Here is a 13,355-nt window from a genome sequence, read left to right as displayed (position 1 = left end):
AAGATTCATTACCGCAAGGGCAAGAAGCCTGTTGTTACAAACAGGGTAAATGACATAGGTTGCTACAATTAATTAAACCCCACAGCAGTTTCTCACTGGCACAAACGCGTGCTTTTTTATCAAGAAAATGCGAACGCGATAGTCGATGTATTTCCCTTCACTTGTTATTGCATTGTTTAAAAATTAAATACTCTCTTCACAACAAATACGACTTAACTACTAGGACAACTAGACTAGATCCCTTAAATAAAAACACGTCAATAAACATATAAAATCTATTTAATCAATACGATATTAATACAGCCATCATTTACCTTCCGTTAATCCTTTCTAGAATAAATACCCGTTTGGCCAATTGCGACATATTAACGGGACTCGTATCTTCAGGTCTGAATTTGGGATGCAAGTTGCTTTAAGCAGCCCAAGATATTTGATGCAAGGAGTCACCCGTGCCAAATACCTCTATACGCTTTTTGGTGCCGCTGATCTTGCTCTGTAGTTGTATGACTTCAGCACAAGAGCTGAATGTCAACGAGTTACCCGTAACCCTTCAGGCATTACTGGAACGTTCCGGTCGCGATAACCTTATCGAGCTGGTTCAACAAGGCACTGCCAACCAAGGATTACTGTTCCAGTCAGGCAGCGATAACAAGGCCGATGTAACACAAGTGGGCAATGATAACGATGCGCTAATCACACAGATTGGTTCAAACAATGAAGTCCAGCTACTGCAAGTCGGCGGTCAAAATACGGCTTCAGTGACACAAATTGGCAATGACAATCTCGTGCAACTGAACCAACTAGGAAGCGGCAACTTTTCGATTCAACAGATTGCGGACGGTGCTGCAATCTCAATAACTCAATATTAAACAGGGAGCGTCACATGAAATCACAAGCTAAAAAATCACTTATTGCTTTGGCCATTGCAACAGGTTTAAGCGGTCAAGCTTTTGCTGCCAGTACAGTGAGCGAAATTAGCGTAGTACAGTCAGGCCAAGCCCAAGACACTTTAGTCTCACAAACGGGTGGCCTTAACGCTGCTGCGGTTGTGCAAACAGGTACAGATCAAACCGCAACTGTCATCCAAGACGGTGTGTGGCATGAAGCGGCTATTAATTCAACGGGTGATGATAACAAGGTCCAAATAACGCAACAAGTTGACTGGCATGTGGCAAGTGCAAATGTTGTAGGTGACAACAACAATGTAAATGTGTCGCAAGATGGTTTCTTTAACCAAAGCAGTAGCGATGTTACTGGCAACGATAACACGGTATTCGTTAACCAATTAGGCGAAGTCAACGAAAGCCAAGTTGAAATCTCTGGCGCTGAAAACAGCGTGTTTGTTGAGCAAGAAGGCGACGCAAACTTTGCAGTTTTTCGCGTTGAAGGCAGCAACAACGACGGTAAAATCACACAAATCGGTGACAACAACCAAGCAGGTTTAATCGCTCTCGACTTAACCGCTAACGTGGGTAACAACAACGACGTTTCTGTTAATCAAGCGGGTAACAATAACTTTGGCGCAGCGAAAGGTATTGCAGGTAATGACAACACAGTAGACATGGTCCAAAAAGGTGATAACCATGTTGGCTTCGTTTACGCACTGGCCGGCAGCGACAACGATATTTCAATGGATCAAAAAGGTAACGGCAACACGGCTTATCTTGCGATGACTACGGGTGATGACAACAGTGTCGATATTACCCAAAATGGCAGCGGCAACACTATCGGTGATACTTTAGTGGCAGATATCCAAGGTGATGATAACGATATTACTATCACTCAAAAAGGCGATGTCAACGGTGCGGAGTTCCAAGTATGGGGCGATAGCAACGACGTTGACTTGAAACAAAAAGGCGATGCGAACTTCGCGACCTTTGGTGCATACGGCACAGATAACGACTTCGATTTATCTTCTAAAGGCGATAACAACGAAATCATTGCCTTCGCTGATGGTGAAGATAACAGTATTGAAGTTAGCCAAGAAGGCGATGAGAACTTTGCTTATGTAGATGCCGTGGGTAGCAATAACGAAGTTGATGTTGAGCAAGATGGCGCTGAGAACGAAACATTGATTTCTGTTGCTGGCAACAACAATGCCGATGTCAGCGCACTTCAAAGTGGCGATCTTAACGTTATTGACCTGATTATTGAAGGTGATGAAAACACCGCGCAAATTACTCAATCAGGTAACGGTAACTGGGTAGGCGGCGATAACGACACTTCATTTGCTTCAAATTCATTTGGCGTTAGCGGTGACAATAACAGCCTGTCAATCACTCAAACGGGTAATGACAACTTAGTGTTAGGTTCTCAAGCGGGCACTAACAACAGCATCAACGTGAACCAATCAGGCAATATGAACGTTGCCACTGTAGTGCAATACTAGTCAATACTGTTAAACCACCACAGCTAAACTCTTTAGTGGTGGTTTATAAAAAGGGTGTTAAACAAAAAGCGGGAATGTTTAAATAAACATTCCCGCTTTTCTATGTTGATATGCCAGTAATCATTAACATTAACCACTCAAAGCGAAAAGCTAACGACCAATATCTTTAACTGACTAACTGCACAGCTCAAAGTGAGTTTGATAGGTTTGCGCCCAACGTAAAAGCTCAACCCGATTACGAGACTGGGTCTTGCGGAAAATAGAGGAAATATGCGCCTTCACTGTATGTTCGCTGATACATAACCTATGAGCGATTTCTTTATTTCTCGCACCACTCGATACGAATTGAATGATAGTGCGTTCACGGGATGTCAGCATCTGCAGCATAGCCACAGTATCAGAGGGTATTTCATTATTACCTTCTAACTTTTGTACGACACGGCGAAACATTTTGCTTAGCAAAGTTCTATCGTACCAAAGTTCCTCTGCCACCATTTTACGTAAACCCGTTAACATCAGATCCATACGTTGATCGGCAAATAAAATGCCTCGAATGCCGAGTAACATTGCAGATTCTTGGTCTAAGGAGTCTCGCTCAACTTGATACAGCGCCACAGGAAAATGTGACACTAATCGCGAAGCTAACAGAGGTATCCCTTTGTTATCTAATGCTGAACCTTTTTGGGTGATCAGATAAAAACTACGGCGACTCTTGTCTAAATCCAGTTCAGCCGCATGCTTTACTATACGCGTTTTCAAACCTATGGATTCAGCGAGTAACGCTAAATGACATGGCGCGGCCATTTGGTGTAAAAAAACCAATTCATTAATTGTGCTCAATGACTCTCCTCCCTGAAAAGTATTCTCTATTGCAAAATGGTATGTTTGACTCGTCTTTTTAGTTAGATTTTTCAACATTCCATTAACCTAGTTAATTCTGACTAGTTAACGATTGAAAAACATCACCCAAATGTACTATTCCCTGTTTAATGCTAGTAGGTTCGACTAACTCACCACAATAAAATGGAATAACAGTCAAAAATACCGTTTTACTTGGCCAACGCCCAGCACCTAATACTTTCCAACTATGACGTTATCAACCCAAAGTTGCAACACAAAGAAAACACAATAACAACACTAAAGTATGACAACTCAATGTCATCACACTCACACCATATATTTCAGGGAAGAAAGTCTTACAACTCGAACAGAGAGCATCACCCACTTTTAGCCGCTAAATCCTCTGCTTGAGTCTCGCGATTTGTTTATCTTGAAAACGAGACAGTAAAGCTAACGCGACAATTGCACCAATGAGGGCAAGAAACATGTCAGATTGGGTATCCCATACATAGCCTTGAGTCCCTAAAAAGGCTTCAGCCCCTTCGCCAGTTGCCACGGCAACCCACCATTCGATCAGTTCATAAAACGCCGAAAAAGCGAGCACAAAACAAGTGGCAAGAAACGCACACCAAGCCCCAGGTTTGACAGCTTGATTACGCAACATAATTTCACGGGCAAGCATGGCTGGGATAAAACCTTGCGCAAAATGACCTACTTTATCGTAATTATTACGTTCTGAACCCATCCAATCGGCAATCATGTCGAATAACGGCACTTCAGCGTAAGTATAATGAGCACCTACAAACAACACACAGCAGTGTATTAAGACGAGAAAATACACTAGAGGTGTTAGTGGAAAACGTTTGCGAGTAAAGAATAAAATCGGTACAGCAATCAATGCAGGTAAGGCTTCGAGCCACCATGTGAAAGGATCTGCGGGTTTTATCGCCGACCACACCAAAACTGAGAGGTAAATACCGCACCATGCGATTTTGTTATTCAATGTTTCTTCCTCTTATGCGATATTGTTCTAAATTTAGAATATTAACTTTAGCCATCTAGCCCTCCACACTGAGCAAAAAAAGTGCTACTTTGGTGGGTGAAGGTTGTGAGCATATCATAAGAAACATTTCTATTAATTAGAGGGTACCCATATCATGGCGAAACATTCGCTGGACAAGGATAAGATCAAGATCCTGCTGTTGGAAGGCGTCCACCAATCTGCGGTCGATGTATTTGAACGTGCGGGATACACCAATATCGAATACCACAAAGCTTCCTTAAGCGATGAAGCCTTACTTGAGTCCATTAAAGATGCGCATTTTGTGGGACTTCGTTCGCGTACCCAATTAACTGCAGAGGTGCTGAAACGTGCCGAGAAGTTAATCGCGATAGGATGTTTCTGTATTGGAACCAACCAAGTTGACCTTGCCACCGCCGAATCCCTTGGTATCCCAGTATTTAACGCTCCCTTCTCAAACACTCGCAGTGTTGCAGAACTCGTGATTGGCGAGATCATTATGTTGATGCGGGGTATCCCTGAACGCAACGCTATCGCTCACCGTGGCGGCTGGATGAAAACCGCAGCGGGCAGCTATGAAGTGCGTGGTAAAACCTTAGGTGTGATTGGTTACGGCCATATTGGTACTCAGCTTGGCATTCTGGCGGAAACCTTAGGTATGCGCGTCGTGTTCTTCGATATCGAAGACAAACTGCCGCTAGGTAACGCACAACAAGTCCATTCGTTGGAACTCCTATTAGCACAAGCTGATGTGGTTAGCTTACATGTCCCTGAAACTCCACAAACAAAAGACATGATAGGCGCTGCCGAGTTTGCAGCAATGAAAAAGGGCAGCATCTTTATCAACGCATCACGCGGTACTGTAGTCGATATTGAAGCTTTAACCGTTGCGTTAAAAGAACGTCACCTCGCAGGTGCAGCAATCGATGTATTCCCCGTTGAGCCACAATCGAATGACGATGAATTTATCAGTCCTCTACGCGGTTTAGACAATGTTCTCCTCACACCGCACGTCGGCGGTAGCACGGCCGAAGCCCAAGAAAACATTGGTATCGAAGTCGCGGGTAAGCTCGCTAAATACTCAGACAACGGCTCAACCGTTTCTGCGGTTAACTTCCCTGAAGTGTCATTACCAACACATAAAGGCACCTCGCGCTTGCTGCATATTCACCAAAACCGTCCGGGTGTGTTGATCAAGATCAACCAAGCCTTCTCGGAAAAAGGCATCAACATCGCCGCCCAATATTTGCAGACCACCGCAGAAATTGGTTATGTCGTGATGGAAGTAGACACAACTCAAGCGGAAGAAGCCTTAGTTGAACTCAAAGCCATTGAAGGTACATTGCGTACTCGCGTGCTGTTTTAAACTTTAAACTCCACTCGCTTTAAGCCTATCGACTAAAGCACACATATTAAGGCGCACAGATCATTCACAGATATGTGCGCCTTATGCTTTTGAGCCAACTGGAATTCCGTTACAATCTAGCCTCTCACATCGTCTTCATTTTCAGGATCTCGCTATGACTATTTCAGTTTCTACGCCCCATTGGGATCTGGACGCTACCTTGCCTCCACTTATGCTTGCCAACTTATCTCATTTGGGCCTCATCAAAGTCGTTGGAGAACAAGGCCGCAGTTTTATCCATGGCCAAGTGACCACAGACATCAGCTCATTGGCCACAGATCAATGGCGCTGGGGCGCCCATTGCGATCCTAAAGGTAAAATGCTGGCCAGTTTCAGAACCTTTGCCATTCAAGATGCACTCTTTATGTTGATGCCAAAGGATGCCATCGAAGTCGATTTACCCCAGTTACAAAAATATGCCGTTTTTAGTAAAGCCACCCTAAGCAATGCATCCGCTGAGTGGACTCTGCTCGGGGTTGCCGGTGAACAGGCAAGCCAATTCGTGAACAAACATTTTGGTGACATTCAGAAAGAGCTCACACTCATTGAAAACGGTGCGATTTTAAAAGACGCTGAATGTTTTATTTTAGTATTAACACCAGATGCCGCAGCGGCTTTAGTTGCGCAATCGGAACTGAGTGTATTTGACGCCAGTGCATGGCAAGCGTTAGAGATTGCAGCGGGTTACCCCAACCTTGCCGCCAGCCATGCCAGTCAGTACGTACCGCAGATGTGTAATCTACAAGCGGTTAACGGTATCAGCTTCAATAAGGGCTGTTACATGGGACAAGAAACCATAGCGCGAATGAAATATCGCGGTGGTAATAAACGCGCCCTGTATATTTTGCGCGGCCACACTAGTCTTCAAATCACCCTAGCATCAGGCCTCGAAATCGCGATGGAAGACAGTTTTCGCCGTGGTGGCCAAATCATTGAGTTTGTGCAGCGTGGCAATCAAGTCTTGTTAACCGCCGTACTTCCTAATGACACGGCTAATGATACTCAGCTGCGTTTTGCCGACGATGAACAATCACATTTAACGATCCAAGCCCTGCCCTACTCATTAGATGAAGCATAATACTTTGATTTAATATGATTAGTATAAAATATTGAAGCAGAATAAAGGCGCCAATGGCGCCTTTACCTTAGTCAATGCACTTCGAGCATCAATTTTCTAAATAAGTATCTCGAATGGCAATTGCTTCTGGCAGGATTTGCTTGAACTCCTCCACCAGCTTAGGATCGAAATGTTTTCCCGCTTGATTTTCAAATAACTCCATAGTTGCTTCAATCGTCCAAGCCTGCTTGTAAGGCCGTTGTGAAGTCAGCGCATCGAACACATCTGCAATCGCGGTGATACGCCCTTCAAGGGGAATTTCTTCACCTACCAAGCCATTGGGGTAACCTGAACCATCCCACTTCTCATGGTGAGTTAAGGCGATACGACGGGCCATTTGCAATAACGGATCGCTATGTTCACCAATAATTTCTGCACCTATGGCGGCGTGCTGCTGCATAATTTCCCATTCCTGCGCATCAAGTTTCCCAGGCTTTTTCAGCACAGCATCGGGCGTACCGATTTTACCAATATCGTGCATAGGCGCCGCATTAAAAATCAAGTCACAAAAGGTCGTCGGTAAGCCGAGCTTTACCGCTAATATGCGGGCGTAATGGCTCATACGCACAACATGTAGACCCGTCTCGTTGTCCTTGTATTCAGCAGCACGGCCAAGACGACGGATAATCTCGAAGCGGGTTTCTTCTAATTCGTGAGTACGAACTTTAACTTGTTGTTCGAGTAGACGTTTTTGATCATAGAGCGCAAGATGCGTTTTAACCCGCGCTTTAACGACAGGCGCACTGACAGGCTTAGTAATATAATCCACCGCGCCCAATGCAAAACCTTGGGCTTCATCAGCAATTTCAGATAAGGCGGTCACGAAGATCACCGGAATATGGCTGGTCAGCGGCTCTTGCTTTAGCAGCTTGCAGACTTCATAGCCATTCATACCTGGCATCATGACATCGAGTAGAATTAAGTCGGGCCGCGACTTTGTCACTAACGCTAATGCCCTTGGCCCATCGATCGCCACTTTGACTTTGTAATCATCACCTAGAATACCAATCAAAATATCGATATTCTCAGGTGTGTCATCGACGACTAATATTGTTGCTTTTTCCATTAACAACTCCACTCAATGTCACACATTATAAATTCGCGCTACCGCTTTCTATCCTAACTGTGTAATCACATCGTCAATTAAGTCGATTGCCTCATCAAACTGATACTGATTAATCATAGACAAGGCAGGGCTTAACGCTTGCCACATTGCACTACTTACCTGCGGCTTTAACGCATCAATTTTTACCACTGCGCTGGCATCGGCATCATCTAAGTTCTGCCGCAAGGCCTGTAATGCCGCCCTTAAATCTTCAGCAGATAATAAATCAACGGCTTGAGGTTCGGCTTGATTCACTATCACAGGCTTAGCCTGTTCAATCGCATCGCAGATAGAGGCCACTAGCGGTTGAATTTGAACTAACTCATCTTCATAGGGCGCTTTCTCTGTTAAATGCAACTCAAGCAAACGCGCTAATTCCACCAATTTTGCCGAACTTAAATTACCCGCTAAGCCTTTAAGGGTGTGGGCGATACGCACGGCATCTTCGACTTGATTCGCCGCTATCGCTTTGCGAACCTGCTCCACCACATTACGTTGACTGCTCACAAAACGATCAAAGATTCGTTGATAAAGACGCGTCGAATGCTGTACCAGTTGCAAACCTCTATCGATATCCAACTCAGGGTGTTCTGGCCACTTGAGCAATACCGTTTGATCAGCGCCATTGCTGACTTCACCCTGTGCGCTGGACGAAGTTAACCGAGTTGAGGCTTCCGCCCTTATCGCAGCAGAAATTCCAGAAGAAGATCCGAGGTATTTCAATAGGGTTTGATAGAGCACATTCACTTCTATGGGCTTGGCAATATGGTCATTCATCCCAGCCCGAAGACACATATCTCTATCACCGGCCATCGCATTAGCAGTCATAGCGACGACAGGTAAATTTGCCAACTCAGGCCTTTTCCTTATCGCTTTAGTGGCTTGATAACCATCCATTACCGGCATTTGGCAGTCCATTAAAACTAGATCGAAATGCTGTTGGGATAGCTTATCTAAGGCAATTTGGCCATTGGTCGCTATGGATAAAATAATCCCCACTTGCTCTAAAAACTCGCTGGCGACTTCGAGATTCATCTCGTTATCTTCCACTAATAAGATACGCTTCCCTTGAAGCGGCAATAATAACTGCGGCGCCAACTCTTCAGTGCGACGTCTGACTGGCAATATGCCTTCACGGCCAATCGCATTCATTATGCCATCGAGCATGCGTGAGGCGCTGATGGGTTTACTTATGTACCCCGCCAGTGCTAATTGCTCAATTTGAGTGATAAATTCATGATTCGCATGGGCGGATACCATCAAGATCTTAGGCTGAGACTTAGCCTGTAGTTGGATCTGACGGGCGGTTTCTAACCCGTCCATATTGGGCATTTTCCAATCGATTAATGCCACTTCATAGGTCTGCAGTAAACAGCGGCTTATTGCTTCTTCACCTGAACGAACCGTATCGACTCTAAAGCCCATACTTTCGAGCGTTGTACGCATTATGTCTCTGGCGGTCGCGTTATCATCTACCACCAGCACAGACATGCCCTCAAGCTCTTGCTCAAGCACTAATTTTTGGCCCTCGGAAATTTGTAACTTCACAGTGAAATAGAAGGTGCTGCCATGACCAAATTGACTTTCGACACCAATATTGCCCCCCATGAGTTCAACGAGTTGCTTGCAAATAGCCAAGCCTAAGCCTGTACCACCGTATTTACGGGTGGTTGAAGTATCCGCTTGGGTAAAGGATTTAAATAATTTTGCTTGCTGCTGCTCAGTTAAGCCTATGCCGCTGTCACGCACACTAAAACGCAGCACGACATCATCATCTTGCTGTTCAACAAGATTTAACGACAGTAATACTTCACCCCGCTCGGTGAATTTAATGGCGTTATTCATCAAGTTAATCAACACTTGACCTAAGCGTAGCGAATCACCATATAAATAACGCGGCACGTTAGGGGCGACTGCAAATAACAATTCAATCTGCTTGTGGGCGGCTTTCTCAGAAAACATATCGCTGAGATCTTCCAGCATAGTATCGAGCTGAAATGGCACAGATTCTATGTCGAGCTTACCCGCTTCAATCTTAGAGAAATCCAGAATGTCATTGATAATAGACAGTAAAGACTGCGATGCCCGCTCAATCTTCTCCACATAATTCTTCTGTTTTTTATCTAATTCGGTCTGTAAGCACAGCTGGGACATGCCGATAATGGCATTCATTGGGGTGCGTATTTCGTGGGACATATTCGCCAAGAAATCACCCTTGGCTTTACTGGCAGCATCGGCTTGCTCTTTGGCAAGTAACAGTTCATCAGAGAGCAATTTAAGCTCTGTCATATCGACCATACTGATCACAGCCGATTCAAATTTTCCTTGTGCATCTAACAGTGCCGACACATTGACCGTCATCCATAAAGGCGCACCGGAAGGACGAATAAAGCTTCTCTCGCCACGATAATGGTCAATTTTTCCACCGACCAATTCCTTAAATTGCGCCTTGGCGATATGCTTATCTTGCGCGCTAAGGACCTCAAAAATTGCGGTATTGCGTAAACTCTCCCGAGACCGCGCCATATCAGCACAGAATTGGTCATTACAATCTAAGATAACGCCTTTAACATCCACATTGACGATACCAATGGTCGCACCATCGAACAGTGCCTTAAAGTGCGCTTCACTGAGGGCTAACTCTTGTTCTATGCTCTTGCGTTGGGTAATGTCCATTACATACCCATTCCAAGTAATAGCGCCATCCTCCTCTATATGGCCGCTCGCACCCGCTTCCATCCAACGTATGCTGCCATTGGGATGGCGATAACGAAACTCGCGGATCCATTGAAACCTATCTTCACTCTTACCTGAAAGTGCCCGCACGACGTCCGGCCTTTCGTCATCAAAAATCCGCTCAGCGATGATGTCAAAATTACTAATAAGATCATCACGATGTAGCCCCAGCATTTTCATTGCCGCACCAGAGAGAAAGGTAAATCTGCGATCAGTAGGCGAGTGCCACAACAATTGGTACACGGTACAAGGAATAGACTCTGTAATATTGGTCAATTGCAGGCGCGAAGCCTCCAACTGCCTTATAGCAAGCTTACTCTCTGTGATGTCATCAATACTGCCATCGAACCAAAGTGGAACGCCCTCTTCGGTATAACTTGCCTTACCTTTCTCATGTACCCAGCGAATACTGCCATCGCGGTGGCGAATACGATATTCCACTTCAAAGGTTTCTTGCTGCGCGAGTGCCCTATCAATATGCAAATGACATGTAGGCCTGTCCTCCTCTAAAATCAGCGAAGCAAAAGTACGTTGGCGATTTTCAATAAACTGACTCGCTGCATAACCCGTAATCTCAGCAATATTGTCACTGATATATTCCATGAACCATACATCAGCGATACGAGTCCGATAAACGGCGCCAGGAATATTAGTCACTAAGCCACGAAAACGCTGTTCGCTATCACGAATCTTCTGCTCAACGGCCAGTTTTTGTGTCATATCGCGTATTGAAGCCGCCACTTGCCTTTGTCCATCAAAGGCAGGGGGAAGAATACTCAGCGCTATTTCCGCAATAAATTCATTACCATCGGCTTTTAACGCCCGTACATGACGGGCATTTGCCATGCCTCTATCGCGGCCTTCGCGCAGGAATGTTTGCCGCTCAAGTACATGCCCGTTTCCTAACTCTTGCGGCAATAACGCCTCAACCTGCAAACCCAGCATAGCGCCCGTTTCGTATCCAAAGAGCTGCTGACAGCGACTGTTAGTAAAGACGATTTTCCCAAGTTCGTCGACAATGAGCATGGCCTCGGGAGCGGCTTCTAGTACGGCATTTGACCAAACTGCCGCTGAAAACTGCTCAGTAACATCGGTAAATAACATCTCCACAGACATTAACTCACCCGTATCTGATAATAACGGCTGCATAAACACATCGAGCCTTCTTAAATGCCCTTTTTCATCCAGCATTTCCACTTGGTGCGAAGGCACATTTTGGCCCTTTAAGGCTAAATCGGTATATTCCCAGTTCTTCTCATTGAGGGGATTAGCCGAGAAGAGCCTTTGATATTTGCGCTTGAGCAAATCAGGGGTAATCCCCAACACCTTAGTTACCCCCTCACTAACCTGGGCGAGTTGACCATTGGGTTCGAGGGAACAGTAGAAAGACTTTTCACTCATGCCATCAATTAGGCGCGCAAAGCGATTACCGCGGGAATCAAGAATGGCTTGTTCACGTTCTGCGAGTAATTCCGCCATTTGATTGAAGGTAGTACTCAGCGTCACAATTTCACTCACGGCACCTTTAGGTACAATGAGCTGCTGAGTTTTACCCTGTCCAAAGGACAAGATACCCGACTCGAGTAGCTCTAGCGGCCGAGTTAACCGTTTCGCCGCGAGATAACAGGTCAGCAATAATAAGAGGGTTAATAAACTTAAATTGAGGATGATAGATGCTAGATCATCAAGCAGGGAGTTGAATAAATCTTGTTCTGGCGCTAATACAATCACACGCCACTTTAATTGCGGTACAGTCGCAATACTCGCAAGATAAACAACATCTTGGTTATCAACAAACCTTGTTTGACCATCAAGCCTTTTATCCTGTAGCGTCCAAAAATCGGCATTTTTATTCTTATCGAGCCACTGGGCTGAAGTCGTTGCCAGCACTTTTTCTTTATCTACATGATAAATAAGCCGCCCTTGATCGTCTAAAACCACCAGACGATTTGGTGCAATCCCCAATTGTTTTGGCAATCCATCTAAGGCTAAATCAACCGTGGCGACTCCAAAATAATTGCCTACCTCACCAAAAGGAGCCGAATAGGTCAACATCAGAATATTCCCAGCCCCCTCATCAAAATATGCCTTTGACCAATAACCGTTCGCTTGATTGATAGCCTTACTCCACCAATCCCAAGTGCCATCGGTATAGTCGTAGCCTTCAGCACCAATATCGAGGTAGTGTAAATCGTTACCACCACTTGTATCGCGGTAAACATAGGGGGAAAAGAGCTTTCGATTGGGGAAGGTATTAGGTTTAAATGCGACTGCGGAGCCAAAAAAATCAGGGTTACGTTTGACTCGATTCATCAAGACACTTTTAACACTCTCAGTGTCATTCATGTCTTCTTTACTTGACAAAAAACCAATAAAATCAGCAAGGCCTTGGGTGTTGGCCTCCGCATGCTCGAGCAGAAACTGCAGACGAGAAGCCGAATGACTCGCCTCTTGTGTCAGGCTATGGTAAAGCCGATTCTCTGTGGAGATATAACTAAACCAAGCGTTTACACCATAGACACTCGCCATAATTAAAATGAGAGGCAAGGCTATGTGGGATAATATCCTGCTGCGAAAAGTACGAAGTTTACTTTTTTCCATGGCGTCGCCCTAAAGCCCCCGATTTTATAAACACTGCATTCAAAAATAGCACTTATAAAGTAAACGAAGAATTTAGTGGCGACAATGTTAAAGTTAAAATAATGTGAAGTAATTTATTGTTTTAAAAACACTAATAAGCCG

Annotated in this window: 8 protein-coding genes; 4 read left to right on the top strand and 4 right to left on the bottom strand. The window is 44.9% G+C overall.

The annotated features are described in order from the left end of the window. Positions 1-449: 449 nt before the first annotated feature. Positions 450-869, top strand: coding sequence for a curlin (locus L5M37_RS21025; RefSeq protein ID WP_131525368.1), 420 nt, complete (start codon positions 450-452; stop codon positions 867-869). A 14-nt stretch (positions 870-883) separates the two neighbouring features. Then, the gene (locus L5M37_RS21020; RefSeq protein WP_263201767.1) at positions 884-2,389 is read left to right on the top strand and encodes a curlin; all 1,506 of its coding nucleotides are present in this window, start codon (positions 884-886) and stop codon (positions 2,387-2,389) included. A 174-nt stretch (positions 2,390-2,563) separates the two neighbouring features. Here the strand turns inward: L5M37_RS21020 and L5M37_RS21015 are convergent, their stop codons facing one another. Together L5M37_RS21015 and L5M37_RS21010 are read right to left on the bottom strand one after the other, a co-directional pair. After that, the gene (locus tag L5M37_RS21015; RefSeq protein WP_263201766.1) at positions 2,564-3,229 is read right to left on the bottom strand and encodes a helix-turn-helix transcriptional regulator; all 666 of its coding nucleotides are present in this window, start codon (positions 3,227-3,229) and stop codon (positions 2,564-2,566) included. 394 nt (positions 3,230-3,623) lie between these two features. Next, positions 3,624-4,232, bottom strand: a complete 609-nt coding sequence (locus L5M37_RS21010) for a DUF2238 domain-containing protein (RefSeq protein ID WP_168822493.1) — start codon at positions 4,230-4,232, stop codon at positions 3,624-3,626. A 154-nt stretch (positions 4,233-4,386) separates the two neighbouring features. Between L5M37_RS21010 and serA the strand changes: the two genes are divergently transcribed. Further along, entirely contained in the window at positions 4,387-5,616 is a 1,230-nt protein-coding gene (serA, locus tag L5M37_RS21005; protein WP_105251515.1) for a phosphoglycerate dehydrogenase, read from the top strand. A 154-nt stretch (positions 5,617-5,770) separates the two neighbouring features. Beyond that, the gene (ygfZ, locus tag L5M37_RS21000) at positions 5,771-6,733 is read left to right on the top strand and encodes a tRNA-modifying protein YgfZ (protein WP_263201765.1); all 963 of its coding nucleotides are present in this window, start codon (positions 5,771-5,773) and stop codon (positions 6,731-6,733) included. Positions 6,734-6,821: 88 nt separating this feature from the next. Here ygfZ and L5M37_RS20995 read toward each other — a convergent pair whose 3' ends face one another. Together L5M37_RS20995 and L5M37_RS20990 are read right to left on the bottom strand one after the other, a co-directional pair. Then, entirely contained in the window at positions 6,822-7,838 is a 1,017-nt protein-coding gene (locus L5M37_RS20995; RefSeq protein ID WP_263201764.1) for a two-component system response regulator, read from the bottom strand. A 48-nt stretch (positions 7,839-7,886) separates the two neighbouring features. Beyond that, the gene (locus L5M37_RS20990; protein ID WP_263201763.1) at positions 7,887-13,214 is read right to left on the bottom strand and encodes a PAS domain S-box protein; all 5,328 of its coding nucleotides are present in this window, start codon (positions 13,212-13,214) and stop codon (positions 7,887-7,889) included. Positions 13,215-13,355 lie beyond the last annotated feature (141 nt).

The sequence above is a fragment of the Shewanella sp. SM69 genome (assembly GCF_025653985.1).
Taxonomy (GTDB): Bacteria; Pseudomonadota; Gammaproteobacteria; order Enterobacterales; family Shewanellaceae; genus Shewanella; species Shewanella oncorhynchi.
Note: the sequence above shows the minus strand (reverse complement) of the source record. Positions and strands in the feature narration are given on the sequence as shown.

Coding starts and splice junctions, on each gene's coding strand:
- L5M37_RS21020 (WP_263201767.1), top strand. CDS start 884: ATGAAATCACAAGCTAAAAAATCACTTATTGCTTTGGCCATTGCAACA.
- serA (WP_105251515.1), top strand. CDS start 4,387: ATGGCGAAACATTCGCTGGACAAGGATAAGATCAAGATCCTGCTGTTG.
- ygfZ (WP_263201765.1), top strand. CDS start 5,771: ATGACTATTTCAGTTTCTACGCCCCATTGGGATCTGGACGCTACCTTG.
- L5M37_RS20995 (WP_263201764.1), bottom strand. CDS start 7,838: ATGGAAAAAGCAACAATATTAGTCGTCGATGACACACCTGAGAATATC.
- L5M37_RS20990 (WP_263201763.1), bottom strand. CDS start 13,214: ATGGAAAAAAGTAAACTTCGTACTTTTCGCAGCAGGATATTATCCCAC.